The organism is Pleomorphomonas sp. JP5 (assembly GCF_023721815.1).
GTDB lineage: Bacteria > Pseudomonadota > Alphaproteobacteria > Rhizobiales > Pleomorphomonadaceae > Pleomorphomonas.
On record NZ_JAMDLI010000007.1, the window covers coordinates 597321 to 624291 of the forward strand.

The following is a 26971-nucleotide window of genomic DNA, read 5'->3' on the forward strand; positions in this document are numbered from 1 at the left end:
CTGTCAGGACCTGTCAGTTGCGGTGCTGACGGAATTTGTCAGCGGCCTGTATCCGAATCGCTCTTTCCCGCGTCGTCTTGGGACCGTTCCTCTCCATCAAGGTCGCGCGCCACATCCGGCGAGTGCAACAGCGCCTCGATGTGATCGGTCTCGTCGAAACGATCATCGTAGCGGAAGACCAGTTCCGGCGCGAACTTGAGATTGATCCGACGCGCCACCTGCCCGCGCAGCCACCGCGCGTTACGGGACATCGCCTTTTCCGCCTGCTTCGGATCACCGCCGCCGAGCGGCGTGATGTAGACGGTGGCGTTGCGAAGGTCGGGGCTGACGCGCACTTCGGGCACGGTAATCATCATCCGCGTGACTTCGTCGTCCATCAGCTCGCCGCGCGCCAGGATCTCGGCAAGTGCGTGACGAACCAGTTCGCCCACGCGAAGCTGACGTTGAGAAGGGGCTCGGGCCTGCCCCTGGCCTTGTCCGTGCTGGACCATGATAGGAACCTCGGTTGGGCGTCGCTCGCTCGGATGACGCCCGATCATAGGGATATGCGTGGACCCTAGGCCATAGGGAATAGGTCCACGACGGTGCGTTTCAGTTCGTGTCGGCCAACCCTCGAAGTGCCCGGGCGAATCCGTCCATGTCGGCTCTGTTGGCAAAGGCCGAAAGTGGCAGGATGATTGCCGGTTGGCCGTCGGCGACAACAAAGACGTGTCCCGCGTCGACCTCGATACGGGTGCCGGGATTTACAGTGGCATCGACCCGGGCGTCGCCAATCGTGCCCATGAGCTGGCTCTCGGCATAGTCGACTTGCGCCGTTCCCACCGGGTGGCGTCGCGCCGATCGAGATCGCTCGGCCTTCAGCGTGAAGCGCGACAGCTGCCACGCCGCCAGTCCCGCTAGTCCGAAGCTGGCAAACCATACCGGCCACTCGGCGTCTCGGGTCAGCCAGGACACGATGACCAGCGGCGGCAATGCGAAGGCATAGCCGAGAAGCGAGCGCCAACCACGATCCGCCGGTCTCAGGAGCGCTTCCAGCGCGATCGCGTCGGCTTCCGTCGTCGTGAAGACGAAACGGCGCGATGTCGACGTGGGGAAGGATGGTTCGGCGGCGTCGGTCATGTCTTACCGTCGAGAAAGCGTCCCCGGCGTCTCTAAGGGCGCCGGGGTGCTCATTACAGCGTGCGGGCGATCTCTTCGACGCGGAAGCACTCGATGACGTCGCCGGCCCGCATATCCTGGTAGGCCTCGAAGTTCATGCCGCATTCCTGACCGGCGTGCACTTCCTTGACTTCGTCCTTGAAGCGCTTGAGCGTCCCAAGCTTGCCCTCGTGGATAACCACGTTGTCGCGGATGAGGCGCACCGAGGCGCCACGCTCCACCATGCCCTCGCTGACGCGGCAACCGGCGACCTTGCCGACCTTGGAGATGTTGAACACCTCCAGGATCTCGGCATTGCCGAGGAAGGTTTCGCGCCGTTCCGGCGTGAGCATGCCGCTCATCGCAGCCTTCACGTCGTCGACGAGGTTGTAGATGATGTTGTAGTAGCGGATCTCGATGCCGTCGCGGTCGGCGGCGTCGCGCGCCTGCTTGTTGGCGCGAACGTTGAAGCCGATGATCGCCGCGTCGGAGGCGGAAGCCAGCGTGACGTCGGATTCGGTGACACCGCCGACGCCGCCATGAATGACGCGCGCCGCAACTTCCTCGTTTCCGAGCTTCTCGAGCGAGGCGACGATGGCTTCGAGGGAGCCCTGCACGTCGGTCTTGACGACCAGTGGGAACTCCTTCTTGCCGGCCGTCTGAAGCTTGCTCATCATCTGCTCGAGCGAGCCGCGCGAGCCGGAGGCGCGCTTGGCGACGTTCTCGCGCTTCTGGCGGATGCGATACTCGGTGATCTCGCGGGCGCGGGCCTCGTTTTCGACCACCGCCACGCGGTCGCCGGCATCGGGTGTGCCCTGGAAGCCGAGGACCTCGACCGGCATGGCCGGGCCGGCGTTGTTGACGTTGGCGCCGTGGTCGTCGAGGAGCGCGCGGACGCGACCCCATTCCGAACCGGCCACGATGATGTCGCCGACCTTGAGCGTACCGCGATCGACCAGCACGGTGGCAACCGGGCCGCGTCCCTTGTCGAGCTTGGCCTCGATGACGATGCCTTCGGCGGCGCGATCGGGATTGGCCTTGAGCTCAAGCACTTCAGACTGCAGCAGGATGACTTCGAGCAGCTTGTCGAGGTTGGTCTTGGCCTTGGCCGAAACTTCCACTTCAAGCGTGTCGCCGCCCATCGATTCAACCTGCACTTCGTGCCGCAGCAGTTCGGTGCGCACCCGCTCGGGGTTGGCCTCGGGCTTGTCGATCTTGTTGATGGCGACGATGAGCGGAACGCCGGCCGCCTTGGCGTGGCTGATCGCCTCGATCGTCTGCGGCATGACGCCGTCGTCCGCGGCCACCACCAGGATGACGATGTCGGTCACCTTGGCGCCACGGGCACGCATCGCCGAGAAGGCGGCGTGGCCCGGGGTGTCGATGAAGGTGATCTTCTGGCCGTTCTGCTCGACCTGATAGGCGCCGATGTGCTGGGTGATGCCACCGGCTTCGCCGGCAACCACGTTGGCGTGGCGCAGCGCGTCGAGCAACGAGGTCTTGCCGTGGTCGACGTGGCCCATGATGGTAACCACCGGCGGACGGGGCTGCGTGTCGGCGACGTCGTCGGGCACATCGAACAGGCCTTCTTCGACGTCGGCTTCGGAGACGCGCTTCACCGTATGGCCCATCTCGGTGGCGATCAGCTCGGCGGTGTCGGCGTCGATCACGTCGTTGATTTTCAGCATCTGTCCCTGCTTCATCAGCAGGCGGATGACGTCGACGGCGCGCTCGGCCATGCGGTTGGCCAGCTCCTGGATGGTGATCGCCTCGGGCAGGACCACCTCGCGCAACACCTTCTCGCGCGGGCCGGACTGCTGGCCGCGCCGTTCCTTCTCGCGCCGGCGCTTCAGCGCCGCGAGCGAACGGGAGCGCTCACCCTCGTCATCGGACAGGGCGGCGGAAATGGTCAGACGGCCCTTGCGCCGATCGTCCTCACCAGCCTTCTTGACCGGCGTCGGCGCAGGCACGCGCGTCTTCTTGGCGGCAAGCAGCTTGCCACGCGGATTTTCTTCGTCGTCATCGCCAGCGGGCTTGCCGCGCGGGGGCGTCTCGGCGGCAGGACGCGGCGCACCGGCGGGAACCGGCTTCTTGTCGGCGACGGGAGACTTGGCGGCAGCGACGGGTTCGGCCGGCTTCGGAGGTGCCACTTCCGCCGGGGCTTCCTTGGCGCGGGCCTCTTCCTCGGCCTTGAGGCGAGCTTCCTCGACGGCACGGGCCGCAGCCTCTTCGGCCTCACGCTTGGCGCGTTCTTCCTCTTCGATCTTGCGGCGGGCCTCTTCCTCGGCACGGCGCTTCGCCTCTTCCTCGGCGCGTTTGCGAGCCTCGGCCTCGCGAGCGATGGCTTCGGCGAGCGCGGCCTGGCGGGCCTCGATCTCATCCTGGCTGAGCGTACGCAGCACCATGCCGCCGGGCGCCGGGCGACGCTGCTCGCGAGGCGCGGCGGGCGCGGCGTCGCGGCGAGGCTTCAAGCCCTCGGCGATCGACTTCTGAAGCTGCGTCGTCTGCGTCGACTGCCCACCCTCGGCCGGGCCGCCTTCGCCGTGCTTGCGCGACTTCTTGGTCTCCACCACGACGGCTTTCGTCCGGCCATGGCTGAAGCTCTGCTTGACCGTTCCCTGCTCAACGGTGCGCCGGGAAAGGGTCAGCGTCTTCTTGGGCGCCATGGACGTGCTCTTGTCGTCGGTGTTCTTCGTATCGCTCATGCCGTGCTCTATCCTCGCGGGCCGTCGCGGCACCCTTGAAAGGCGGCGCAATGGCCAATCGTATTGGCGAACCTCATGAAAGGCTCGCTGTCCAGTCCGTGTCCGGCGCTTCGCCCCTGTAGCGGGCCAGCGCTGCAGCGCATTTCAGGAAGCTGGTGCTCGCCCCACCGGCAAGCAGAGCAGCATGTATCACATTTGCGCCGCCGAATGCCAAATCCATTTCGCTCGAGGCGAAGAATCCGGCGATAACCTTTGGTCCGGAAGGTTGCGGTTGTTGCCATAATGCCGCATTTCCGGGCGTTTCATCTTCATCTCCGCCGCTTTCGGCGGCACGCAGGCGTCGCCTTATCGCCTGCCTGATCTTTCGTCTTCCGTCGTCGGCCGCCTCGCGTGCATGCAGCACGGCGACCACGCCCCCCTTGCTGACCGCCTCGGACACCTGTCCGAAACCGGTGATCACAAGGCCTGCCTTGCGGGCCATCGACAGGGCCGACAGCGCCGCCTTGAGCAGCAATGCCTCGACCAGCTCCGGCAGGTCGTCTCCCGCCTTTGCCTGTTCCTTGAGGCCGCGCGAGAATGCCCGCTTGCGTACGGCCTCGGCAACCACGTCGCGGCGACAGGTCACCCAGACGCCACGCCCAGGCAAGTTGCCGCGAATGTCCGGCACCACCACGCCGCCCGGTCCGCAGACGAAGCGAACGAGGCCCTCGGGCGGCTGCGCGACGCGCGTCACGATACAACTGCGCTCCGCCGTCTCAGACCTCGGTGCCATCGTCCTCTTTCCGTTTGGAAGGCCGCTTGTCGCGACCTCCGCCATTGCTTACTCCGCCTCTTCGACGACTTCGTCTTCGGCGACTTCCTCTTCCTCGACCGGGGCTTCGATCCAGCCGGCGGCAACGCGCGCCGCCATGACGATCGCCTCGGCGTCGGCGCGGCTGATGTCGAGATCGGAGAGGCTGCCCTTGTTGCGGATGGTTTCGCCGTTCTTGCGCTCGGTCCAGCCGACGAGGTCGTCAGTGGCGCAGCCGGCGAGATCTTCCACCGTCTTCACGCCATCCTTGCCAAGCGCGACCATCATTGCCGTGGTGACGCCCGGCACCTCGCGCAGGGCATCCTCGACGCCGAGCTTGATCCGCTCCTCGTCGAGCTCCCGTTCCTTGGCATCGAGATAGTCCTGGGCGCGCGCCTGGATTTCCTCGGCCGTCTCTTCATCGAAGCCTTCAATGGCGGCGATCTCGTCGCGCTCGACCAGGGTAAGCTCTTCGACCGTGGAGAAGCCTTCGGTGGCAAGCAACTGGCCGACCACCTCATCGACGTTGAGGGCGGTCATGAACAGCTCGGTGCGTTCGTTGAACTCCTTCTGGCGCCGCTCGCTCTCTTCCTGCTCGGTCAGGATGTCGATGGCCCAACCGGTCAGCTGGCTGGCGAGGCGAACGTTCTGGCCGCGACGGCCGATGGCCAGCGACAGCTGGTCGTCCGGCACCACCACCTCGATGCGCTCGGCATCCTCATCGAGCACCACCTTGGCCACTTCGGCGGGCTGAAGCGCGTTGACGATGAAGGTGGCCGGATCGGGCGACCAGGGAATGATGTCGATCTTCTCGCCCTGCAGTTCCTGCACCACGGCCTGAACGCGGCTGCCGCGCATGCCGACGCAGGCGCCAACCGGGTCGATCGAGGAATCCTTGGAGATGACGGCGATCTTGGCGCGCGAGCCGGGATCGCGGGCGACCGACTTCACCTCGATGATGCCGTCATAAATCTCGGGGACTTCGGAAGCGAACAGCTTGGCCATGAACAGCGGATGGGTGCGCGACAGGAACACCTGCGGACCGCGCTGCTCGCGGCGAACATCGTGGATGATGGCGCGAATGCGATCGCCGTAACGGAAGCTCTCGCGGGGGATCAGCTCGTCGCGGCGGCAGATTGCCTCGCCACGGCCGAGGTCGACGATGACGTTGCCATATTCGACGCGCTTGACGACGCCATTGACCACCTCGCCCGTCCGGTCCTTGAACTCGTCGAACTGGCGGTCGCGCTCGGCCTCGCGGACCTTCTGCACGATGACCTGCTTGGCGGACTGGGCGGCGATGCGGCCGAAGTCGATCGGCGGAAGCGGCTCGGAGATGAAATCGCCGACAAGCGCGGCCGGGTTGCGGCGCTGCGCTTCGACAAGGTCGACCTCAGTCGAGAAGTTCTCGACATTCTCCACCACCTGAAGAAGACGCTGCAGCTTGATCTCGCCGGTGCGCGGGTTGATCTCGGCGCGGACGTCGGTCTCGGAACCGTAGCGCGAGCGGGCGGCCTTCTGAATGGCATCTTCCATCGCCGCGATGACGATCTGCCGGTCGATCGACTTCTCGCGAGCCACCGCGTCGGCAATCTGCAAGAGTTCCAAACGGTTCGCACTGACGGCCATTATCTTCGTCTCCTGCCCTCGATGGGGTTCCTAATCCGTCCTTCGGGGGTGCCCCCGGGCTTTCTTAAGGCGGAAAGACCGCCCTTGTTCTCAGCTCTTGCCCGCCTTGAGCGCCTCGCGGATCAACGCTTCGTTCAAGACGAGGCGCGCTTCCGACACGGTGTCGAGCGGGAATTCGATTTCCTTGGTGCCATCCTCAAGCGCCTGCAAGAGGCGCATGCCGCCCTTGTCGTCCTTGACGCCGGTGAGCCAGCCACGGAAGCGCTTGCGTCCCATCAGGGGAACGGCGAGCTCCAGCTTGGTCTCGAAACCCGCCCAACGGACGAAGTCCGACCGACGCACCAGGATGCGATCCATGCCGGGTGAGGACATTTCCAGGCTATAGGCCTTGCCGATCGGATCGTCGACGTCGAGCAGGGGGGAGATCACGTTGCTTGCCGCCTCGCAATCCTCGACGCTCATGGTACCGTCAATCTTCTCGGCGAAGATCTGCAGCGTCACGCCGTTGAGACCCGTCATGCGCACGCGGACAAGACGATAGCCAAGATCGACAAGCGCCGGTCCCACGATGGCGGCAACCCGCGCCTCGACACCGGTCTCGGTCACGAGACGCGGTTCGTCGAGCGTCGTCTCGACACTCTGACCGCCAAGTGGCGGAAGGGGAGGCTGGTCCTCGGGCGTCATCGGTCGGCGTTATCCTTCACGGCGCGCCATCGCGGGCAATAAAAAAGAGCGGGACCTTTCGGACCCACTCCCAACCCGCTTTATGAAGCGCATCAGAACTGATGCAACCCATATAGGCCGCTTTTGCGCGGAAATCAATGGGCCGCCCACACGCACCCAGGGCTATCGCATTTGGCCGAGGATTGATCTTGCGAAGTCGTTGGACCATCCGGAACGCTTTCGTTTGCGTCGGATTGAGATGCCTGGTCTTGCGCGCTTGAGCATGTTGAGGGCGAGTTTTCTTAAAATGGCGAGGTTTTCCGGTCCGTTGTCCTTGCGGTTGCGGGCACGGTCCTCGTCGAAGCTCATGTCGAGCACCCAGTGCAGGCTGTTCTCGATGGACCAGTGCGCCCGGGCCGCCGCCAGATAGGCCTCGGCGCTCAGCGGCCGCGAGGACAGGTGATAGTGGCGCGTGATGCTGGTCTTGCCCTCTCGCGTGACGGTGGCCTCGATCATACCCAGGCAGGCAAGCCCAGGCAGCAGCACCAGGTCTCCCGCTGCCCGCTTGGGTCCGCGCAACCACGACAGATCGTGGCTGACAAGGGCGCGCCGCACCTCGATGCGGCCGTGGTCGGCGTCAGTGGTCTCGGCAGCGGGCAGTTCTGAGCAAACCGCCTGACCGGCGAAGTACTCGACCACCGTGGCCGCCAGAGCCGGGCGGTTATCCTTCAGCCGCAGCAGATAGTCGCCGCCGCGATCGAGGATCATCTGGGCCGTCTCGTTCTGGCAGTGGATCGCATCAGCCGTCACCAACTGGCCGGAAAGGTCCAGACACTCCAGCAAGGCCCGCGCGGCGAGGATCTCGCTGTCACCCTCGCCAGCGCGAAAGCCCTGTTGCCCGATCACCGTGTGCGTGGCCGAGGCGAACGCCGTCACCACCGCCAGCGGCGACCGCTTCGCCGCCGTGTCGAAGGAGCCGCGCAACGTCTTACCGTCGATGGCGATCACCCCTTCGCCAGCCGTGCCCAACGCCTCAACAAACTGCCCGAAGCAGGTGGCGAACGCTTCCGGGTCGAGCAGCCGGAACACGCGACTGAAAGTGTCGTGGCTCGGAATGCCGTTCTCCAGACGCAGGAACTCCCGGAAAAAATCCTCACGGTCGGCCGCAAAATCGGCGAAGTCGGAGCAATGCTCGGCACCACAGACCGCCGCCGTCAGCGCGATCGTCAGCACCTCCAGAAGATCGTGGCGCTTGGCATTACCCGTGCGCGGATCGGCAACCTCGGCAAAGCTAGCCGTAAACCAGGACATCGGTTTCTCCTCTCAGAGCCAAGCCGACATCCGAATCCAGCCAACATGAAAACACTACTTCAAATTCTCAAATGCGATTCCCCTGCACACGCACCGGAGGTTCGACCGGATGTGTTCGGGAACGCGTTGCGGGATGGGCGACTACCATGAGGAGCATCGCTTGCCTTTCAGGGGCTTCGCGGCTGTCGCCGGAACGTCAGATAGGCCGACCCTCTTCCCTCGCGCCGCGCCTTGGCCTCGTAGCGGGTCCCGGGCCAGCCCTGCCAGGGCTGGCGCCAGTCGTCCGGCGCCGAAGCCGTCCAAACGAAATCGGGATTGGCGCGGACGTGGCGAAGCGTCCAGTCCACGTAGGTGTCGATGTCCGAGGCGAACCAGAACTCGCCCCCATCCTTCAGTACGCGCGCGAAGCGAGCGACGGTATCAGGACCGACGAACCGCCGCTTCCAGTGACGCTTCTTCGGCCAGGGGTCGGGGTAGAGCAGAAGCACCCGGTCGAGCGAGGCCTCGGGCAACCAGTCGAGAACCTTGACTCCGTCTTCGCCACTGAGGCGAATGTTGGCGATCTCTTCGGCCGCGATCCGGCCAAGCGCCTTGGTCATGCCATTGATGAACGGCTCGACACCGATGAACCCGACGTCGGGGCGTTCGAGCGATCGGTGGATCAGGTGCTCGCCGCCGCCAAAGCCGATCTCCATGCGTATCTCGCTTGGCGCATGGGGAAAAAGCTCCGAGAGGCGTTGGGGGGCGACCGTCGCAAGGTCGAGCGAGAGCCTCGGGAGATCCGCCTCGAGGCGTTCGGCCTGCCCCTTCCGCAATGCCTTGCCCTTGCGGCGGCCAAAAAAGGCGCTCTCGCGTGGCTCACCGGGTCGGTGCTCCGGTTTGTGGTCGTCGTCGCTCATCAATGCCCGTTGCATGCAGAACTCGGGCGATCGGCCGCCCGGCAATGAAAAACCCCGGCAGCCGAGCTGCCGGGGCGGTGTCTAGCCTATTTCCGCGCCTCAGGCGAGGGCCGACTTCAGGGCGTCGACGAGGTCGAGCGCTTCCCAGGAGAAGCCGCCGTCCGCCTCGGCCGTCCGACCGAAGTGGCCGTAGGCGGCGGTACGGGCATAGATCGGCTTGTTGAGGCCGAGCCGCTCGCGAATGCCGCGCGGCGACAGGCGAACGAAGTCGCGGTCGCCGAGCACCTTCTCGATACGGGCCGGATCGACGTTGCCGGTGTCGTGAAGATCGACATAGATCGACAGCGGGTCGCTGACGCCGATGGCATAGCTCAGCTGGATCGTGGCGCGATCGGAGAGGCCGGCGGCGACGATGTTCTTGGCCAGCCAACGGGCGGCATAGGCCGCCGAGCGATCGACCTTGGTCGGGTCCTTGCCGGAGAAGGCGCCACCGCCGTGTGGCGCCGCGCCGCCGTAGGTGTCGACGATGATCTTGCGGCCAGTGAGGCCGGCGTCGCCGTCAGGGCCGCCGATCACGAACTTGCCGGTCGGGTTCACGTGCCAGATGGTCTTCTCGTCCACCCAGCCGGCCGGCAGAGCGGCGATGATGTAGGGCTCGACGATACGGCGCACGTCGACCGATGTGAGCCCGTCCGCGTGCTGGGTGGAAAGAACGATCTGGGGCGCCCGAACCGCCTTGCCGTTCTCGTAGGCAACGGTCACCTGGCTCTTGGCATCCGGGCCAAGCAGCGGCTCCTTGCCGGACTTGCGAACCGCCGCGAGGTCGCGAAGGATCTTGTGGGCATAGTAGATCGGCGCCGGCATCAGCTCCGGCGTCTCGCGGCAGGCGTAGCCGAACATGATGCCCTGGTCGCCCGCGCCTTCGTCCTTGTCGGCCGCCGCGTCGACGCCCTGGGCGATGTCAGACGACTGCTCGTGCAACAGGATTTCGATCTCGGCGGTTTCCCAGTGGAAGCCGGCCTGTTCGTAACCGATGTCGCGGATGGCCTCGCGCGTCAGTTTCTCGATCAGCGCGTTGTCGACGGACTGAGGCCCGCGCGTTTCGCCGGCGATGACGACACGGTTGGTGGTTGCCAAGGTCTCGGCCGCTACGCGTGCCTGCGGTTCGGCGGCTAGGAAAGCGTCGACGATGGTATCGGAGATGCGGTCGCAGACTTTGTCGGGATGGCCCTCCGAGACGGACTCGGAGGTGAAAAGGTAGTTCTGGCGTGACATAGGGTTGACCCCTCAAAGAAGACGTCGACGCGGTCGACGGAAGACTAGTCTGCCGCGGGCTTGGTCCGTCGCGGCGCTTTCTTTTCGCAAGCCTTCAGAAAAAGCGCAAGCTCGGGCAGTTTGCTCGCGCGTGTTTGGGTGGCAGCGTGCGTTCCGTGCCACGGCCCGCGAGAAACCGCGCTTTGAAAGAGAGACGCCTGTGCGCCCATTTTTCGTGAAACGGGTGTTCTGAAAGCAAAACGAACTGCCTCGACCCGCGTCGAGGCAGTTCGTCATGGCTTGAAGTCAACTGCTCAGGCGTCGCCGTCTTCGGCAGCCAGAGTTTGCACGAGATCAACGATGCGCCGACGAACGCGGGCGTCCTTGATGCGCACGAAGGACTTGTTGAGCGAGAGGCCCTCGGTCGACGACAGGAAGTCGACGACATAGGAATGGCTCGGGGTTTCAGCGAAACCGGCAGCCTCTTCCGGCGTTCCCGGAGCGTCCTCGAAGAAGAACGACACCGGCACCTTGAGGACGGTCGCAATGTGTTGAAGGCGGCTGGCGCCGACCCGGTTGGTGCCCTTCTCGTATTTCTGGATCTGCTGGAAAGTGATTCCGAGCGCTTCGCCCAGTTTTTCTTGACTCATTCCGAGCATCATGCGGCGAAGCCTTACGCGGCTACCGACGTGCACATCAATTGGATTGGGGGACTTTTTGCTGGCCATGTTGGTCTCGTCTGCGGATTGTTCCGCGGTTATCGATGAGGCTCGCAAGGCGCGGTCTTTATTTTTTGTCTTGCGGCCCATTCTTGGCAAACGAACCACAAAGGGATCGTTGCGCGCTGAGATTGTTGTCTCTGAACGAGAAGTTGTCAACTGCCGGATCTGCCGTTTCGCTTCCCGATAAGTGATAACAAGATGAAAAAGACGCTAAAGATCAAGAGAAAAGCTGAGCCGCTTCGTTGAAAGTAAGACTTGGGGCGCTCGGACGGAATGAAACCGTCGAGCACGCCTTCTTCGCCGAGTGGTAGACTTGCGACCAACCTGCCGTAGGCGTCGATGATTGCAGATACGCCGGTATTCGCGGCTCGAACCATCGGTATGCCTTCTTCGATAGTGCGCAAACGGGCGGCGTCGAGGTGCTGGTAGGGACCTGCACTATGGCCGAACCAACCGTCGTTGGTGATGTTGACGAAGTAATCGGGATGGCCGCCTTCCGGTAGTACTTCGCCCGGAAAGATCGCTTCGTAGCAGATCAGCACCGAGAAGGATGGATGGCCGGCAAGCGAAATGAGGTTGCGACGAGGGCCGGGCGAAAACCCGCCGATTCCGCGAAACAGCTGGTCGACGCCCAGCCAGCGGACCAGCGACCCGAGTGGCATGTATTCGCCAAAAGGAACGAGGTGCACCTTGTCGTAGGCGGCACGGATGGCGCCGGTGTCGTCAATGGCGAACAGCGAGTTGTAGTAGCGACGCCCCCCCTCGGCCACATCGTCGTCCGGTTCGATGCGAGGCGCCCCGGTGAGAAGGATCGTTCCCGGCGACAGCAGGTCGGCAATGCGGGCGAGGGCCTCTGGTTCCTCAGTCAGGAAAAAGGGCAGCGCCGTTTCCGGCCAGATGATTTCGGAAAACGACATGGCGCCCAACGTCTCGGGGTCGGTTCGCCGGTCGGAGAGCGTCGTCAGCCTGTCGAGCGCTTCCTGCCTTCTGTCAGGGGACCATTTGACGGCCTGGTCGATGTTCGGTTGCACGATGCGAATGCGGGCGTCGGCAATCACCGCCTCGCCAGTCGGTGCCGCACCGGAAAGCCTGTAGGCGCCCCAACCGACATCGGCCACCGCGAGCGCCAGCACAGATGCGACGGTCAGCCGCCTCAGCCAGGGTCGTCTTCCTCGTTCGTCGGCAAGGAGAGCAGGGGCGGCGAACACGGCGATGCCGGCGAACGTCAGCCCATAGACGCCAACCACGCTTGCCGCTTGCGCGGTGACATCGGTGAAGGCTACCGCCTGCCCGAACAGGTTCCAGGGAAAGCCGGTCAACACGTGCCCGCGTAGCCATTCGGAGGCGCCAAGCCCGAAGGCGAGCGCAAAAATGCGTGTCGGGCCATCGCTCCAAAGGAGACGGGCCACGAAAGTGCCAAGGGCCGTGAAGAGTGCCAGGCCCGCGGCAAGTCCGACGACGGCGACGGGCATCAGCGGAATCAATGCCGATCGCCCTTCGGCGAAAAAGGCAATCCCTACCCAGTGGAGACCGGCGAGGAAATATCCGAAGCCGAACCACCAGCCGGTGAAGGCGGCGGGGGCCAGCCTGCGAACACCGCGTGGCGCCGCCACGACGGCTCCGTCAATGAGGATCACCAACGCCGGCAGCGTCAGGAACAGGATCGGCGCGGCGTGCACGGGCGCCAGGGCCAGCGCCGAAAGCGCGCCGACCGCGAGGGTGGCGAAACGTCGCGGCCACCCCCAGAGGAGCAGGAGCCGATGGGCAAAGGTCTCAAACATCGCGCCTCTTCCCTCGCCGGCGAATCGGTCGTTCCATTCGAAGCAATAGCCGGTCGCCGTCGGAGAGGGAATGGCTCGGTGATTGCCGGAAGCCGCGTTGGCGACTTCCGGCAACGTTCAAAACGCGAGGGTTGGCTTGTTGGTCGATACCACGAGCGGAGGCGAGGAAGTCCGTCAGCCCCCGACCTCTGAGGTTTCGACCGTCTCCGCCGGCTCGTTGGGGCGTGCGAAGAGGCGCACCGTCTTGATGCGGCGCGGGTCGGCATCGAGCACTTCCACTTCCCATCCCGGCAGATCGTCGGAGACGATCACCTCGCCGCGGACTGGAATCCGGCCGAGAGCGGCGAACAGAAGGCCGCCGAGCGTATCGACGTCCTCGTCGTAGTCGGCAAAGGAGAAGCTCGGTCCGATTGTCGCCCTGACATCGTCGAGGTCGGCGCGAGCGTCCGCGAGATAGACGCCGTCCTGCACCGTCTTGACCAGAGGACCATCCTCGTCGTCGTGTTCGTCGTCGATCTCGCCGACGATGGTTTCAACGATGTCTTCGATGGAAACGATGCCGTCGGTGCCGCCATACTCGTCGATGACCAGCGCCATCTGAATGTGCGTCGCCTGCATCTTCTGCAGGAGATCGGTGGCCGGCATCGACGGCGGCACGAACAGTACGGCGCGTACAAGCTTCGCCGCTTCCAGCGTGATGCCGAGGTCGACCTTGCCGACATCCAGCCGACCTTCGTCCTCCTCGGCGGTCGCATCGATCCGCGCCTTGCCGGTGATGTGGGTGATGAGATCCTTGATGTGGACCATGCCGATGGCGTCGTCGAGCGTCTCTCGATAGACCGGCATGCGCGAATGGCCGGACGCCTCGAACAGTCCGAGCAGCTCGGCCAGCGTGGTATCGGCATCGACGGCGGCAATGTCCGCCCGTGGAACCAGCACGTCGGCGACGCGCGTTTCCCTGAGGCGAAGGATGTTTCGGATCAGCGTCCGCTCCTCGGGCGAGAAGGCGGCGTCGAGCGCGTCTTCCTGGCTGAGGGCTTCCTCGAGATTTTGTCGGAGCGTTGCCGACGTCTTGAAGCCGAAGGCCTCGCGCAGCCGCGCCAGCCAACTCGATCCGGCGCCCGTTCCACCCTCGGCCGAGACACCCGGTTGGGCCGTCGCGGCCATATTCTGACTGCCTGTACTATGACTGTCGCTGTCGCTCATTGTCCTTCTTCCGCGCCGCCCGCCGGCCCTCCCGGCCGCTGGCGGACGCCCCGATAATGCCGTCCCTCAGCGGCCGGCGCCGCCCATCGGCGCGTCGGCATAGGGGTTGGCGATGCCGAGCCGGGCTAGGATGGCCGTTTCAAGGCCCTCCATCTCCTCGGCTTCGTCGTCGTTCATGTGATCATACCCGACGAGATGCAGGAATCCATGCACGATCATGTGCAGAAAATGCTCCCGGAAGGAAATGCCTTCTTCAGCCGCCTCGCGTGCAACCGTCTCGTGCGCCACGACAATGTCGCCGAGAAGCGGTCCATAGGCCTCCGCCTCCGGATCGTCCTGCGGGAAGGACAGCACGTTGGTCGGCTTGTCCAGACCTCGATGGTCGCGATTGAGCACACGGATCGCTGCGTCCTCGGTGAGCAGCAAGGACAGCTCGGCGTCGTCGGCAATCTCGGCGTCGGCCGCCGCCGCCGCCATGGCAACGGCGGTTTCGACATCGGAGCGCCAATCCTCGGCCTCGCCCCACTGCGGGCTCTCGGCAAGAATGTCGACGGCGATCACGCTCATGCCTTCTCCCCACGGGCGGCGAGCCGCTCCCGGCTGTCGTCATCATAAGCCTTGACGATGCGCGCCACCAGTTCATGGCGGACCACATCCTCGTGGCTGAAGCGCACCTGGATGACACCGGGCGTGTCGGTGAGAATGCGGCTGGCCTCGACCAGACCGGAAACCTGTCCTGCCGGCAGGTCGATCTGGCTGGGGTCCCCGGTGACGATCATCTTCGAGCCGTCGCCGAGGCGCGTGAGGAACATCTTCATCTGCATCGATGTCGTGTTCTGCGCCTCGTCGAGGATGACGGCGGCATTGGCCAGAGTCCGTCCGCGCATGAAAGCAAGCGGCGCAATCTCGATGGCGCCCGAGGTGAGGGCGCGCTCGACCCGCTCCGGTGGCATCATGTCATAGAGAGCATCGTAGAGCGGGCGGAGGTAAGGATCGATCTTCTCGCGCATATCGCCGGGCAGGAAGCCAAGTCGTTCGCCGGCCTCCACCGCCGGGCGCGACAGGACGAGACGCGCCACCTCGCCGCGTTCGAGCAGCGCCGCCGCGTGAGCCACCGCCAGGTAGGTCTTGCCGGTGCCGGCCGGGCCGAGACCGAACACCAGGGTCGAACGATCCATGGCGCGGATATAGGCGTCCTGCGCCGGATTGCGGGCGATAACGGTCTTGCGGCGGGTGGAAATGGCGGCGAGTTGGAGCCGTGAGCTGGCGTCCATCGTCGGCAGCGGCAGTTGGTCGCCGACCGCCAGCGCCATGCGGACCGCGCCCTCGACATCGGCCGAGGTGATGGTCTGGCCGGCCTGAAGGCGGCCGTAGAGCGCCTCCAGAACATCGCGGGCGCGGCTGGCCGCTTCGTGCGATCCCCGGATCGTCACCTGATTGCCACGCGCCGTGGCGTCGACGCCGAGTTTCTGCTCGATCAGGGCCAGATGCTGGTCGAACTGACCGTAGAGCGGGCCGATCAACCGGTTATCCTCAAAAACCAGCACCAGATGGGTGAGGTCGGACGCATAGGTCATGGCGTTCCCCGGATAAGTCGCGACAGTCGCGACGGCATGGTCGGTGCGTGCCCCGACGGCCTCATGCCGACCGTCGGGCTGGCACGGGCTCGCCTTCGAGCCGGCCGATCAGACTGTGTCCGCCGGTCGCCTCGATGGTCACATCGGCAATCTCGCCAATGAGCGACGACGGTGCCATGACAGCAACCGGCTGCAGGTAGGGCGATCGTCCGACGATCTGGCCGGGAAGCCGCCCGGTCTTCTCGAACAGTACTGGCAACGTCCGCCCGACAAGGCGCTCGGCAAAGGCCTTCTGTTGCTCTTCGAGCAAGGCCTGCAACCGATGCAGTCGCTCGCTCTTCACCGTTTCCGGGACCTGATCGGCAAGGCCCGCCGCCGGCGTGCCGGGGCGCGGCGAATACTTGAATGAGAAGCAGGCGGCGTAGTCGATGGTGCGGACGATCTCCATCGTCGCGGCGAAGTCTTCCTCGGTCTCGCCCGGGAACCCGACGATGAAATCGCCCGAGATCGCCATGTCCGGCCGCGCCGACCGGATTCGCTCGATGAGAGCGACGTATTCGGCGGCGGTGTGGCGGCGGTTCATGGCCGCGAGAATGCGATCAGAGCCAGACTGCACGGGAAGGTGCAGATAGGGCATCAGCTTGGAGTTGCCGCCATGGGCGGCGATCAGTTCGTCATCGAGGTCGCGCGGGTGGCTGGTGGTGTAGCGGATGCGGGCAAGGCGCGGCAGTTCCGAAAGGCGCGCAAGCAGACCTGCCAGGCCAACCGTACGGCCCTCGCCATCGATCCCGTGATAGGCATTGACGTTCTGGCCGAGGAGAGTGATTTCGCGCACCCCGGCGGCAACCAGGGTTTTCGCCTCTTCGACAATTCTCTCCACCGGGCGCGAGGCTTCCGAGCCGCGCGTATAAGGCACGACGCAGAAGGTGCAGAACTTGTCGCAGCCTTCCTGCACGGTGAGGAAGGCCGTCACCCCGCGCGAGCGAACCGCCGCCTCGGACGGCGCTGCGAGATGGTCGAACTTGTCCTCAGGAGGGAACTCGGTCTCGACCACCTTCGGACGGGTCGGCGCCTTGCCTTCGGTGGCAGCCGGCCGTTCGCCGGCGCGGACCCGCTCGATCAGCTCCGGCAGGCGATGATAGGTCTGCGGGCCGAACACCATGTCGACCACGGGGGCGCGGGCGATGATTTCCTCGCCTTCCGCCTGAGCGACGCAGCCGGCGACCGCAACGAGGGTTTCCCTGCCCTCGACGGCCCGCTCGGCCTTCAGGACGCGCAGACGTCCAAGCTCGGAATAGACCTTTTCCGAGGCCTTCTCACGGATGTGGCAGGTGTTCAGGATGACGAGGTCGGCATTCTCGGGGCTGTCGGCGGTGACATATCCGAGCGGCGCCAGCGTATCCGACATGCGGTCGCTGTCGTAGACGTTCATCTGGCAGCCGTAGGTCTTGATGAAGACAGACTTTTTATCCGTCACCGTTGCTCGCTTTCCCTCGTGGGGGACGGCCGATCGGAACCGTCCCGTCAAAGATAACGGCATCTAGTGCATTTTGGGGAGCGGCGAAAGGCGGTTTTCCAACAAATTCGCGCGTCGCTTGGCCGGTGGGGCTTTCTTGCAGCTGGAACGATTAGCTGCCGGCTCACCTCATACGCCGACTTGATCGTCGGTGATCGAGCCTTACAAGGAAGCTAGAACGGATAGTCATCACACCCGGGAACTCGCTCATGCCGATCTACGAACTCGACGGAATCGCCCCCGAATTGCCCGAAGACGGCGACTACTGGGTCGCCCCCGACGCCCATGTCATCGGCCGGGTAAAACTTGGCTCCGAGGTCGGCGTCTGGTTCGGGGCGGTGATCCGCGGCGACAACGAGCCGATCGTCGTCGGCGCGCGAACCAACATCCAGGAGGGAGCGACCTTGCACACCGATCCCGGCTTTCCGCTGACCATCGGCGAGGGCTGTACCATCGGCCATCAGGCGATCGTCCATTCCTGCACGTTGGGCGACAACGTGCTGGTCGGCATGGGGGCCACCATCCTCAATGGCGCGAAGATCGGCGCCAACAGTCTGGTCGGCGCCAATGCGCTCGTCACCGAAGGCAAGGAATTTCCCGAAGGTTCTCTGATCGTCGGCGCGCCGGCGCGGGCCGTGCGGACACTCGATGATGCGGCCATCGAGAAGCTGCGGCGGTCGGCGGAAAACTACGCCGCCAACTTCAAGCGTTTCAAGGCGGGCTGCCGCAAGATCGCCGACTGAGCCGTCCCGACGCTTCGGTCAGGTATGCGCCGTCTCTGTCGCTTCCGGCGAGAAGGTCGCGGCGAGATAGGGGGCGATGCCATGAAGCGGCAGTTGCCGCTCCACGGCTCCGATCTCGAATGCGGCGCGCGGCATGCCGTAGACCACCGATGTTGCCTCGTTCTGGCCGATGGTGCGACCGCCGCCGAGCCGGATATCGAGAAGGCCTGAGGCGCCGTCGCGCCCCATGCCGGTCATGATGATGCCGAGACTGTTGATCGGGCAGATTCGGGCCATCGAACGGAAAAGCACGTCGACCGAGGGTGCGTGCCCGGACACCCTCTCTTCGCCGCCTAGGCGGCAGGTGAGGTTGGGACCGGCGTGCCCCAGCTCGAACTGGCGTCCGCCCGGCCCCAAATAGACCGTGCCGGGCCGCAAAGTCTCGCCGTCTTCGGCTTCCTTCACGCGCAGGGCGCAGAGGCCGTCGAGCCGACTGGCGAACGAAGCGGTGAACTGGCCGGGCATATGCTGGACGATCAGGATCGGTGGCATCTGGGCCGGCAGAGCGGTCAGCACGGCGCGAATGGCCTCGACGCCACCGGTCGAAGCGCCGATGCCGATCACCGTGCCGGTGCGTGAGCAACCGACCGGCGGTGGCTGCGCGGCGAAGCGAGGCGGCGTTTTCTCCGGCGAGGCACGGTGAGCACCGACGTTGGCCGCCGCCGCGACCCGGATCTTGTCGATGAGCTCGGCGGCGATCCTGTCGAGCTCGGAGGCCTTGCTGGGCTTGCCGACGACGTCGACGGCGCCGATCTCGAGGGCGCGCAGGGTGCTGAAGGCGCCGGCCTGGGTCAGCGTCGACACCATCACCACCGGCATCGGGCGCAGCGCCATCAGCTTTTCGAGAAAGGAGATGCCATTCATGCCGGGCATCTCGATGTCGAGCGTCAACACATCCGGATTGAGGCGCTTGATCGCCTCACGCGCTGCGAACGGATCGGCGGCGGTGCCGACGACCTCGATCCCCGGCTCGCGCCCGAGGACGCTGGCCAGCATGTCCCGCATCAGGGCGCTATCGTCGACGATCAGCACACGGATGGGTTTTCCAGGCATGATGATACCTCAGAAGAGATGGACCTCGCCCTCGACCTTTGTTCTGGCGAGACGATCTTTGAAAGAATGCTCCTCGTCGACGAAGTCGGGGTGTGTGGCCGTACCTAGCAGAAGCCTGTGCACGACTCCGGTCGAAGGATTGTAGTGGATGCGGCGGCCGTAGCAGCCCCCCAGATCGGCGGAGGCGATCTCGAGTCCTTCGGCATTGAGATAGTCGAGCACGAAGGACACGTTCGACGAACCGATCAGTGTCAAGCCATCGGTGAGATCGGCGCCGCCGAACAGTTTGATCTCGAGGTTCCGGCGTTCGCAGCCAGACTTGAGCACCTCGTTGATCAGCACCTCCATGGCGTAGTTGCCGTAACGTAGCGCGGCGCTGGCGCCGTTCCAGAAGCCGGAGTCGCTTTCGGGCAGCATGAAGTGGTTGAGGCCGCCGAATCCTGTTGCCGGGTTGCGAATGCAGGCGGCGACGCAGGAGCCAAGGACGGTGACGATCATTTCGTCGGTGCGCGCGGTCACATAGGCCTCTCCCGGCAACACGCGCACGGCCTTCATGCCCCGCCGCCAGTCGTATGCGAGCGGAGCGGGCTGCCGGTTTGGGGCGACGTCCTCCTGCGGGCGTGTATTGGGTTTCGGTTGACCGGCGAAGGACATCGCTCAGGTACCCTTCTGGTATATGGTTGGACCGCGCAGGCGGAAAACCGTCTTCTGGTCGAGAATGGTCTCGGAATGGCCGATGTAGAGCCAACCACCTGGCGCCAGAAGGTCGGCAAAGCGCTGCACCAGCCGGGCCTTGGTCGGGTTGTCGAAATAGATCATGACGTTGCGGCAGAAGATGGCGTCAAACGGCCCTTTCATCGGCCACGTATCGAGAAGGTTGAGTTGCTTGAACGCGATGAGCTGTCTGAGTTCGGGGCGCACCTGCCACTCGCCGCCGCTGAGAGCGTTGAAGTGGCGATAGCGCCGTCCTTTGCCGAGTTCGGCGACCGACTGTCCTCCGTAGCGACCGGACGAACCACGCGCCACCACCGAGCTGTCGATGTCGGTCGCCAGGATCCGGGTGTCGCACCGCACCCGCGACGAAGCCGTTTCGCGATAGGTCATGGCGATCGAGTAGGGTTCTTCGCCTGTCGAACAGCCGGCCGACCAGATTCGAAGGCGTGTCCGGCCGTTGATTCCGTCGGTGGACAGGTCCGAAAGCAAGTTCTCCGCAAGATGGTCGAAGTGGTGCTTCTCGCGGAAGAACCGGGTGAGATTGGTGGTGAGGGCGTTGATCAGATACTCGATCTCGTCTTCGCCCTCGGGACTTGAGTAATAATCGCAGTACTCGGCGAAGGCCGAAAATCCGAGTTCCCTCAAGCGCCGCGTCAATCGCGAGTAGACCATGTTGATCTTGTGATCAGGCAGGGTAATGCCCGTTCGGCCATGAATGAAGGCAGAAAGCCGGCGGTACTCCTTCAGCGTGAAGGGAAACTCGCGATGTTCCGGGGACGTACTGAGTGCTGCCATGTTTACTCCGGTTGGATTGGGACGCGGCTATGCCACGTCCCGTTTTTCGGCGTTCTCAGAACTCCTTCCAATCGGCATCGCTCTCGAAGGCCGCGTGCAGCTCGGACTGCAGACGCTGTGCGGTGCGTCCACCTGCCGCCGCCACCTTCTTGGGCTGGGCGGGACGTGGCGCGGTCCTGGCCGCCGGTCTCGCCTCGCGCCGCTCCTCGACGGCTGTCCTGGCCGAGCGGGTGAACTCGGCGAGATGGAAGGCCGACATGCGACCGTGCATGGCTTCGGCCTGTTCCTGCAGCATTCGCGTTGCCGAGGCATTTTCCTCGACCAACGCAGAGTTCTGCTGGGTCATCTCATCCATCTGGGTGACGGCCTTGTTGATTTCTTCCACACCGGCCGACTGTTCGCGGCTCGCCGCCGCGATGTCGGAGACGATGTCCGCCACCTTCTTGATCGATCCGACGATTTCGTTCAGTGCCGTACCGGCGTCGTTGACCAGCTTGACGCCGTCCTTCACCTGGGCGCCGCTTTCGACGATCAGTGCCTTGATGTCCTTGGCCGCGCCGGACGAGCGCTGAGCCAGTGAACGGACTTCCGAGGCAACCACCGCGAAGCCCTTGCCGGCATCTCCCGCTCGTGCAGCCTCGACGGCTGCGTTGAGGGCCAGGAGATTGGTCTGGAAGGCGATCTCGTCGATGACCGAGATGATGTCGGAGATCTTCTGCGACGAGGTCTCGATGCGGCTCATGGCGTCGACCGCCTTGCCAACGACGTCGCCGCCGTCGGTCGCCGTGCCGCGCGCCGAGGCAGCCAGCTGGTTGGCCTGCTGGGCATTGTCGGCGTTCTGCTTGACGGTGGCCGCCATCTCTTCCATGGAAGCAGCCGTTTCCTCGAGGTTCGAAGCCTGCTGCTCGGTCCGCTGAGAGAGGTCGGTGGTGCCCGAGGAAATCTCGGCGACGGCGTTGGAGATCGTGGTGGCAGCCTCCATCATGTCGGCGACGACGGTCGACATGGTGTCGAGCAGCGTGTTGATCCCCTCGCAGAGGCTGGCGATTTCGCCGGTCTTTCCGTCGAGCGGTACGCGACGGGTCAGGTCATTGCCACGCGCCGCCTCGATCACTTCCTTGGACTCGCGGACTGCGGCCTGAAGCGCTTCGGCGGAACGCACCTGCTCGGTGACGTCGGTGGCATACTTGACCACCTTGAACGGCTTGCCGTTCAAGTCGAGTATGGGGTTGTAGGAAGCCTGGATCCAAATCTCACGCCCCCCCTTGCCGATGCGCTTGTACTGGTTGGTGTCGTGTTCACCACGGCCGAGTTTTTCCCAGAACATCCGGTAATCGACCGACGCGCGATAGGCAGGATCGACGAAGATGGAGTGATGCTGTCCCTTGATCTCGGCCAGCGTGTAGCCGAGCGTGTTGAGGAAGTTCTCGTTGGCATCGAGCACCTTGCCGTCAAGCGAGAACTCGATGATGCCTTGCGCCTTGGAAATGGCGGCGATCTGTCCTTCGAAGTCCGCCGACTGCAAGCGCTGGGCGGTGACGTCGGTCGCGATCTGGACGATCTTGAACGGCTTTCCGTCGAGGCCGAGGATTGGATTGAACGACACTTCGAGCCAGACTTCCCGACCACCCTTGGCGAGGCGCTTGTACTGGCCGGTGACGTGCTCGCCGCGCTGCAATCCCTCCCACATCAGTTTGTATTCGGCACTCTCACGAGCCGCGGCGTCGGCGAACATCGCCGCCGGCTTGCCGCGGATCTCGTCAATCGTATAGCCGAAGATCCGGCAGAAGATCTCGTTGGCGTCGATGACGGTGCCGTCGAGCGACAGTTCCAGCACCGACTGCGACAGGCGGATGGCGTCGGCCTGTCCCTTGTAGTTGGCGGTGAGTTCGGCAACCTGTTTGCCGTTCTCGCGGAATATCGAAACGGCGCCAGCGATCGTGCCGATCTCGTCCTTGCGATCGGTCCCGTCCACTTCGAACTCATAGTCGCCATCGGTGATGCGACGCATGTAGGTGATCATGCGCCCCACGCCGCGCGTGATCTGCAAGGAGAAGAAGATGCTGGCGGCCAGCGCAACCACAACGGCGGCAAGAACCACGGCAAGCGTGGTGAACAGGCTGCCGCGCAGTCCGGCGGCATGGTCGTCAAGCATGGCCGTGAGTGTGCTCGCACCACCGTGCCAAAGAGCCTGGCTCGCCTTCGCCTGGGCGCTGGTGGCGTCCATAAAGCCGGAGATGTTCACGCTTTGCGGTGTTACAGCCGTCTCAAAGGCGGTCGCGACCGCTTCCGCTTCGCTTACGAAGCGCGGAGCGATATCGTCGAAAGCGCTGATCTGCCCGCCAAGACCCTCGACGCGACCATCGGTGTTATAGGACTGGGCGACCTTCAGCGCGGCGGTGGCCCCGTCGGAAGCCTCCTTGAAAAGTGCGATCTGCGACTTCAGCAGGCCGAGATCCGCGACCGATACGGACGAGGATCGCGACATCTCGCGGATCTTGCCGGTGATCGCCACGCGGTACCACAGAACGCGCGGAATGCGGCTCATCAGGGCCTGACCGAGATAGTTGTGATCGACCTCGGTGTCGACGGCGATGCCCGACCCATTGGCGATGGCCGCCATGAGATCGAGGCCCGTGTTGACCGACTGGGTCAACCGTGCGTCGAACGGAGCGTGGCTACGCGGCCAGTCGTAACTGGCCAGAACGTTCGTGAAGGCCTTGGCGGCCTCCGCTATGCCGAACGCGGCGTCATTTGCGCTGCCAAGGCCCTGCAGATCAGGGATGCTGGGGAGCACCGTGGCCGGAGTGGCCGCGTCGTCCAGCGCCGAGACGGCGAGGCCGCGGATCGATTCCCAGACGGCGATCGCGTAGGTGACGCCGTTGGCTTCCTTTCTGGCGGTAGCCACGCCCTCCTCGCTCTTGCTGACGTAGAGCCAGCCGAGGATGAGGATCGGCACGCTCATCAGCGCGACGATCAGCCCGATCTTGGTGCGAAGTTTCAGCGAGGTGAGTGACATGATGTCAGTTCCTGGAGAGGCCGTTCAGGCGGCGATGGCGGCGTTGGCCGGGCCATGATTGGCGAAGAGGTTTTCGAGGCTGAGGAGCACGACCATGCTGTCGCCGACCGGGATGATGCCGGCGAGGAAGGCGTTGTCGATCGGTTGATCGACGTCTGGCACTGGCCGGATGTCGGCAGCATTGACGGTCAGGATGTCCGACACCGCATCGACCAGCATGCCGAGGAGACGGCCGCCGATCGCCACGATGATCACAACATGGCTGCGGGTGGCCGTGGTAAGGCCAAGTCCGAAGCGGCAGCGAAGATCGAAGATCGGCACGATCGTGCCGCGAAGGTTGAGGACACCAAGCATGTAGTCTTGCTGGTTCGGCAGGACGGTTGTCTCGGTCCACCCCTTGATTTCGCGAACGGCCATGATGTCGATGGCGAACTCGTCGTCACCGACGCGGAAGGATATGAATTGTCGCGCTTGCGCCGCGGCGGCGTCCGGACCGGAGTTGGGAATGTCTTGCGGTTCTGCCATGGAGAAGTCTCCGTGAGGTCAGGCGTTTGCTGCGACCGGCAGCCGTGTCGCTTCGGCGATACGGACGGACCGATCGTATAGGCGGGTGAGTTCTTCGATATCGACGATGAGCGCGACGCGTCCGTTGCCGAGAATGGTGGCGCCGGAAATGCCCGGAACCGGGTCGTAGTTGTCTTGCAACGACTTGATCACCACCTGCTGCTGGCCGATGAGCTCGTCGACGACCACGCCGAGCTTACTGCCGTTGGCGAGTTCGATCAGTACGACAAGGCCCTGACACGGATCGGCGACGGCCTCGCTGACACCGAACACGCGAGCGAGGTGGATCAGGCGGACGAACTCGCCGCGAATGGAGACGACCTCGCCACCACCGGGGACGACACGGATCTGCCCGCGTCCGGGACGGAAGGATTCGACGATAGAGGTGAGCGGCAGGATGTACTTCTCCCAGCCGACGGCCACGACCATGCCATCGAGGACGGCGAGGGTCAGCGGGATAACAAGCGTGAAGCGGGTCCCCTTGCCGGGCGTCGACATCACCTGGACGCGACCGCCAAGAGCCTGGACATTGCGACGGACGACATCCATGCCGACGCCCCGGCCCGATACGTCGGTGACGGCGGCAGCCGTCGAGAAGCCAGGAGAGAAGATCAGCTCGTCGATTTCTTCGGCGGAAAGCTTGGCGCTTGCCGGTACGATGCCCTTGTCTATCGCCTTGGCAAGCAGTCGATCCCGATCGAGTCCGGCGCCATCGTCCTCGACGTGGATCAGGATGTTGGAGCCGGCGTGCTGGGCCGACAGACGGATGACCCCTCCGGCTGGCTTGCCGGCGGCAAGGCGCGTGGCTGCGTCTTCGATGCCATGGTCCACGGCGTTGCGAATCATGTGGGTGAGCGGATCGGCGAGTTCCTCGATGACCGTCTTGTCGACTTCGGTCTGCTCGCCGGACATCTCGAGCCGTACGTCCTTGCCCGTTTTGTGTCCCACGTCGCGAACAAGGCGCGGCATGCGAGAGAACACCGACTTCACGGGCTGCATGCGGATGGCCATCACGCACTCCTGCAGCTCCCGCGTCAGGCCGGCCAGATGCTCGAAGCCCTGAAGGGCGCCTGGATCGTCCTGCTTGCGGCTTTCGATGAACTGCTGGGCCAGCATCGCCTGCGCGATGACCAGTTCGCCCACCATGTTGACGAGGCGATCGACGCGATAGAGGTCGACGCGGATCGAGGAGATCGAACCGGTCTTGCCCGTGGTCTTGGTGTCGGAAGTCTTGATCTCGGATGGCTTGCCTTCGGAAGGCGCGTCCGTGGCCTCGGCTTTTGCGACCTCTTGGAGCGGGGGAGGGGCGGTAACCTCCGGCTCGGTGGGGGCGGTGGCGATATCCTCGATGACGAGTTCGCACTCATCGTCGACGAACTCGAACACTTCGGCGATGTCGGCCGGCGAACTGCTGGAGCGCAGTGTCATCGTCCAGCCAAGATAAGAGTCTTCGGGGCTGAACGCTTCGAATGGTGGCAGTCGGGCGAGGTCGCAATCGATCGCGAGCGAACCGAGCGTCTTCAGTTCGCGGATCAGATAGAGCGGTTCGTTGGCATGACGGAACAGCTCGGCGTTGGGGCGGAAGACGATACGGTAGGTTCTGTCCTCCGATGCGGCTTGCGTGGGGACGCAAGTGGCTGCCGACGGCGCGGCGGCGAGCCGCGTCTCGCCATCGAGCAATGCGCTGAGCTCTTCGGCGACGTCGGCGCCGAAGTCGTCGGCCGGGGTCTCACCCTGGCGCGCGAGATCGACGAGGGCGGAGAAAACGTCGGCGGCCGCGACGAGGGCGGTAAGGGTGCGTTCGTCGAGCTCGGCCTTGCCATCGCGGAGCCGGTCGAGCAGCGCCTCGAAACGGTGCGCGAAACCGACCAGTACAGTGTAGCCAAAGGCGCCTGCACCGGCCTTCACCGAATGGACCGCGCGGAAGATGGCGTTGAGTCCCTCGATGTCGCTGGAATAGGCAACGAGCGCCCCGAGGCGCTCCTCGAGGTCGGCAAGCAGTTCCGTGCATTCTTCGAAGAACGTTCTGCGGAACTGTGCGAGTTCGTCAGAACCAAAGCTTGGAGTCGACATATCGGCCGTCCAAATGGTCAGGCGGGGCAAACCTTGTTGACGACGGAAAGCAGCTTCTCCGGCGCGAAGGGCTTGACGATCCAACCCGTCGCCCCAGCTGCCTTGCCGCTGGCTTTTCTGTCATCGCCGGACTCCGTCGTGAGGATCAGAATCGGCGTCGAGGCATGACTCCCACCGGCGCGTACGCGCTTGACCAGCGTCACGCCGTCCATGTTGGGCATGTTGATGTCGGTGATGATCAGGTCGACGCGGGTGTTGGCGAGAACGCCAAGGGCCTTCACTCCGTCTTCGGCTTCCAAGACCTCGAAGCCTGCGCCCCGCAGAGTGTAGGAGACCATGTCGCGCATGGTCCTGGAATCGTCAACCGTCAGAATCTTTCTCGGCATTTAGTGGGCTCCGGGCGTCGAGTTCAGCGATAAGGCCGAGGTCGGCATAGGCTTCGCGAAAGGTTGGCGTGATATTCACGATCGCGAGCCGGCCGCCGTTCATTTCGAGCGCGCGGGCGGTTGCAACAAGAAGCTGGACGGCCTGAGTTCCGAGGCGTTCGACAGCCGCGGCATTCAGGGTCAGGTCGGCAGTCTCGGAGACGAGGGGCTCGATCTGCGCATGAAGTTCGCGGACCGCCGAGGCGTCGAGCACCGCGGGCAGGTCGTAAGAAGTCTTGCGTCGTTCGAGCGAAGGCAACTTGGAATCCCTACAATCTGCAGGCGTTACTGGGTACACCCGTCCGTGGACCTGATGCATGGCAGTACACGCATGGATTGGTTACCGAAAACTGAAG

The 26971-nt window shown here is 64.3% G+C and carries 24 protein-coding genes; 1 reads left to right on the forward strand and 23 read right to left on the reverse strand.

The genetic code is table 11. From position 1 onward, the window contains the following. Window positions 1–38 precede the first annotated feature (38 nt). The 15 genes from rbfA to miaB form a co-directional block, all read right to left on the reverse strand. The gene (gene rbfA, locus M4J40_RS09785) at window positions 39–491 is read right to left on the reverse strand and encodes a 30S ribosome-binding factor RbfA (protein ID WP_251753897.1); all 453 of its coding nucleotides are present in this window, start codon (window positions 489–491) and stop codon (window positions 39–41) included. A 100-nt stretch (window positions 492–591) separates the two neighbouring features. Then, window positions 592–1119 carry a hypothetical protein gene (locus M4J40_RS09790; RefSeq protein ID WP_251753898.1) on the reverse strand — a complete coding sequence of 176 codons (528 nt, stop codon included), beginning with the start codon at window positions 1117–1119 and terminating at the stop codon, window positions 592–594. A 53-nt stretch (window positions 1120–1172) separates the two neighbouring features. Next, window positions 1173–3842 carry a translation initiation factor IF-2 gene (infB, locus tag M4J40_RS09795; protein ID WP_251753899.1) on the reverse strand — a complete coding sequence of 890 codons (2670 nt, stop codon included), beginning with the start codon at window positions 3840–3842 and terminating at the stop codon, window positions 1173–1175. Window positions 3843–3915: 73 nt separating this feature from the next. After that, window positions 3916–4614, reverse strand: coding sequence for an RNA-binding protein (locus M4J40_RS09800; RefSeq protein ID WP_251753900.1), 699 nt, complete (start codon window positions 4612–4614; stop codon window positions 3916–3918). 48 nt (window positions 4615–4662) lie between these two features. Continuing rightward, a complete protein-coding gene (gene nusA / locus M4J40_RS09805; RefSeq protein WP_251753901.1) occupies window positions 4663–6261 on the reverse strand; it encodes a transcription termination factor NusA in 1599 nt (532 codons plus the stop codon). 90 nt (window positions 6262–6351) lie between these two features. Next, window positions 6352–6945 (reverse strand): ribosome maturation factor RimP, encoded by a 594-nt coding sequence (rimP, locus tag M4J40_RS09810; protein ID WP_251753902.1) that lies wholly within the window; start codon window positions 6943–6945, stop codon window positions 6352–6354. Window positions 6946–7107: 162 nt separating this feature from the next. After that, window positions 7108–8235: an ISAs1 family transposase gene (locus M4J40_RS09815; protein ID WP_251753903.1), complete on the reverse strand. Its 1128-nt coding sequence runs from the start codon at window positions 8233–8235 to the stop codon at window positions 7108–7110. Between the two features lie 167 nt (window positions 8236–8402). Then, complete coding sequence (trmB, locus tag M4J40_RS09820) at window positions 8403–9134, reverse strand: tRNA (guanosine(46)-N7)-methyltransferase TrmB (protein ID WP_251754262.1); 732 nt, start codon at window positions 9132–9134, stop codon at window positions 8403–8405. Between the two features lie 99 nt (window positions 9135–9233). Next, window positions 9234–10409, reverse strand: coding sequence for a methionine adenosyltransferase (metK, locus tag M4J40_RS09825; RefSeq protein WP_251753904.1), 1176 nt, complete (start codon window positions 10407–10409; stop codon window positions 9234–9236). A gap of 293 nt (window positions 10410–10702) precedes the next feature. Further along, entirely contained in the window at window positions 10703–11116 is a 414-nt protein-coding gene (locus tag M4J40_RS09830) for a helix-turn-helix domain-containing protein (RefSeq protein ID WP_251754263.1), read from the reverse strand. A gap of 146 nt (window positions 11117–11262) precedes the next feature. Further along, complete coding sequence (gene lnt, locus M4J40_RS09835) at window positions 11263–12891, reverse strand: apolipoprotein N-acyltransferase (protein ID WP_251753905.1); 1629 nt, start codon at window positions 12889–12891, stop codon at window positions 11263–11265. Between the two features lie 174 nt (window positions 12892–13065). Continuing rightward, window positions 13066–14058, reverse strand: a complete 993-nt coding sequence (locus M4J40_RS09840) for a hemolysin family protein (RefSeq protein ID WP_251753906.1) — start codon at window positions 14056–14058, stop codon at window positions 13066–13068. A gap of 105 nt (window positions 14059–14163) precedes the next feature. Then, on the reverse strand, window positions 14164–14664 hold the full coding sequence (gene ybeY, locus M4J40_RS09845) for an rRNA maturation RNase YbeY (protein WP_251753907.1): 501 nt from the start codon (window positions 14662–14664) through the stop codon (window positions 14164–14166). After that, window positions 14661–15674 (reverse strand): PhoH family protein, encoded by a 1014-nt coding sequence (locus tag M4J40_RS09850; RefSeq protein ID WP_251753908.1) that lies wholly within the window; start codon window positions 15672–15674, stop codon window positions 14661–14663. The genes ybeY and M4J40_RS09850 overlap by 4 nt, the downstream gene beginning before the upstream one ends. A 61-nt stretch (window positions 15675–15735) precedes the next feature. Then, window positions 15736–17214, reverse strand: coding sequence for a tRNA (N6-isopentenyl adenosine(37)-C2)-methylthiotransferase MiaB (gene miaB, locus M4J40_RS09855; RefSeq protein ID WP_257235157.1), 1479 nt, complete (start codon window positions 17212–17214; stop codon window positions 15736–15738). Between the two features lie 185 nt (window positions 17215–17399). Between miaB and M4J40_RS09860 the strand changes: the two genes are divergently transcribed. Further along, complete coding sequence (locus M4J40_RS09860; protein WP_251753909.1) at window positions 17400–17933, forward strand: gamma carbonic anhydrase family protein; 534 nt, start codon at window positions 17400–17402, stop codon at window positions 17931–17933. Window positions 17934–17951: 18 nt separating this feature from the next. Here M4J40_RS09860 and M4J40_RS09865 read toward each other — a convergent pair whose 3' ends face one another. The 8 genes from M4J40_RS09865 to M4J40_RS09900 all read right to left on the reverse strand — a co-directional run bounded on the left by M4J40_RS09865 (window position 17952) and on the right by M4J40_RS09900 (window position 26874). Beyond that, window positions 17952–19025, reverse strand: coding sequence for a chemotaxis response regulator protein-glutamate methylesterase (locus tag M4J40_RS09865; protein ID WP_251753910.1), 1074 nt, complete (start codon window positions 19023–19025; stop codon window positions 17952–17954). A gap of 9 nt (window positions 19026–19034) precedes the next feature. Next, the gene (locus tag M4J40_RS09870) at window positions 19035–19580 is read right to left on the reverse strand and encodes a chemoreceptor glutamine deamidase CheD (protein WP_251753911.1); all 546 of its coding nucleotides are present in this window, start codon (window positions 19578–19580) and stop codon (window positions 19035–19037) included. Window positions 19581–19682: 102 nt separating this feature from the next. After that, window positions 19683–20534, reverse strand: a complete 852-nt coding sequence (locus tag M4J40_RS09875; RefSeq protein ID WP_251753912.1) for a protein-glutamate O-methyltransferase CheR — start codon at window positions 20532–20534, stop codon at window positions 19683–19685. 55 nt (window positions 20535–20589) lie between these two features. Next, window positions 20590–23553 carry a methyl-accepting chemotaxis protein gene (locus M4J40_RS09880; RefSeq protein ID WP_251753913.1) on the reverse strand — a complete coding sequence of 988 codons (2964 nt, stop codon included), beginning with the start codon at window positions 23551–23553 and terminating at the stop codon, window positions 20590–20592. A 24-nt stretch (window positions 23554–23577) separates the two neighbouring features. Then, window positions 23578–24078: a chemotaxis protein CheW gene (locus M4J40_RS09885; RefSeq protein WP_251753914.1), complete on the reverse strand. Its 501-nt coding sequence runs from the start codon at window positions 24076–24078 to the stop codon at window positions 23578–23580. A gap of 18 nt (window positions 24079–24096) precedes the next feature. Continuing rightward, the gene (locus tag M4J40_RS09890) at window positions 24097–26190 is read right to left on the reverse strand and encodes a chemotaxis protein CheA (protein ID WP_251753915.1); all 2094 of its coding nucleotides are present in this window, start codon (window positions 26188–26190) and stop codon (window positions 24097–24099) included. Between the two features lie 17 nt (window positions 26191–26207). After that, window positions 26208–26576: a response regulator gene (locus tag M4J40_RS09895; protein ID WP_251753916.1), complete on the reverse strand. Its 369-nt coding sequence runs from the start codon at window positions 26574–26576 to the stop codon at window positions 26208–26210. Continuing rightward, entirely contained in the window at window positions 26551–26874 is a 324-nt protein-coding gene (locus M4J40_RS09900; protein WP_251753917.1) for an STAS domain-containing protein, read from the reverse strand. Before M4J40_RS09900 ends, M4J40_RS09895 begins: the two co-directional genes overlap by 26 nt. Window positions 26875–26971: the final 97 nt, after the last annotated feature.

Coding starts and splice junctions, on each gene's coding strand:
- rbfA (WP_251753897.1), bottom strand. CDS start 491: ATGGTCCAGCACGGACAAGGCCAGGGGCAGGCCCGAGCCCCTTCTCAA.
- M4J40_RS09790 (WP_251753898.1), bottom strand. CDS start 1,119: ATGACCGACGCCGCCGAACCATCCTTCCCCACGTCGACATCGCGCCGT.
- infB (WP_251753899.1), bottom strand. CDS start 3,842: ATGAGCGATACGAAGAACACCGACGACAAGAGCACGTCCATGGCGCCC.
- M4J40_RS09800 (WP_251753900.1), bottom strand. CDS start 4,614: ATGGCACCGAGGTCTGAGACGGCGGAGCGCAGTTGTATCGTGACGCGC.
- nusA (WP_251753901.1), bottom strand. CDS start 6,261: ATGGCCGTCAGTGCGAACCGTTTGGAACTCTTGCAGATTGCCGACGCG.
- rimP (WP_251753902.1), bottom strand. CDS start 6,945: ATGACGCCCGAGGACCAGCCTCCCCTTCCGCCACTTGGCGGTCAGAGT.
- M4J40_RS09815 (WP_251753903.1), bottom strand. CDS start 8,235: ATGTCCTGGTTTACGGCTAGCTTTGCCGAGGTTGCCGATCCGCGCACG.
- trmB (WP_251754262.1), bottom strand. CDS start 9,134: ATGAGCGACGACGACCACAAACCGGAGCACCGACCCGGTGAGCCACGC.
- metK (WP_251753904.1), bottom strand. CDS start 10,409: ATGTCACGCCAGAACTACCTTTTCACCTCCGAGTCCGTCTCGGAGGGC.
- M4J40_RS09830 (WP_251754263.1), bottom strand. CDS start 11,116: ATGGCCAGCAAAAAGTCCCCCAATCCAATTGATGTGCACGTCGGTAGC.
- lnt (WP_251753905.1), bottom strand. CDS start 12,891: ATGTTTGAGACCTTTGCCCATCGGCTCCTGCTCCTCTGGGGGTGGCCG.
- M4J40_RS09840 (WP_251753906.1), bottom strand. CDS start 14,058: ATGGCCGCGACGGCCCAACCGGGTGTCTCGGCCGAGGGTGGAACGGGC.
- ybeY (WP_251753907.1), bottom strand. CDS start 14,664: ATGAGCGTGATCGCCGTCGACATTCTTGCCGAGAGCCCGCAGTGGGGC.
- M4J40_RS09850 (WP_251753908.1), bottom strand. CDS start 15,674: ATGACCTATGCGTCCGACCTCACCCATCTGGTGCTGGTTTTTGAGGAT.
- miaB (WP_257235157.1), bottom strand. CDS start 17,214: ATGCCGTTATCTTTGACGGGACGGTTCCGATCGGCCGTCCCCCACGAG.
- M4J40_RS09860 (WP_251753909.1), top strand. CDS start 17,400: ATGCCGATCTACGAACTCGACGGAATCGCCCCCGAATTGCCCGAAGAC.
- M4J40_RS09865 (WP_251753910.1), bottom strand. CDS start 19,025: ATGCCTGGAAAACCCATCCGTGTGCTGATCGTCGACGATAGCGCCCTG.
- M4J40_RS09870 (WP_251753911.1), bottom strand. CDS start 19,580: ATGAAGGCCGTGCGCGTGTTGCCGGGAGAGGCCTATGTGACCGCGCGC.
- M4J40_RS09875 (WP_251753912.1), bottom strand. CDS start 20,534: ATGGCAGCACTCAGTACGTCCCCGGAACATCGCGAGTTTCCCTTCACG.
- M4J40_RS09880 (WP_251753913.1), bottom strand. CDS start 23,553: ATGTCACTCACCTCGCTGAAACTTCGCACCAAGATCGGGCTGATCGTC.
- M4J40_RS09885 (WP_251753914.1), bottom strand. CDS start 24,078: ATGGCAGAACCGCAAGACATTCCCAACTCCGGTCCGGACGCCGCCGCG.
- M4J40_RS09890 (WP_251753915.1), bottom strand. CDS start 26,190: ATGTCGACTCCAAGCTTTGGTTCTGACGAACTCGCACAGTTCCGCAGA.
- M4J40_RS09895 (WP_251753916.1), bottom strand. CDS start 26,576: ATGCCGAGAAAGATTCTGACGGTTGACGATTCCAGGACCATGCGCGAC.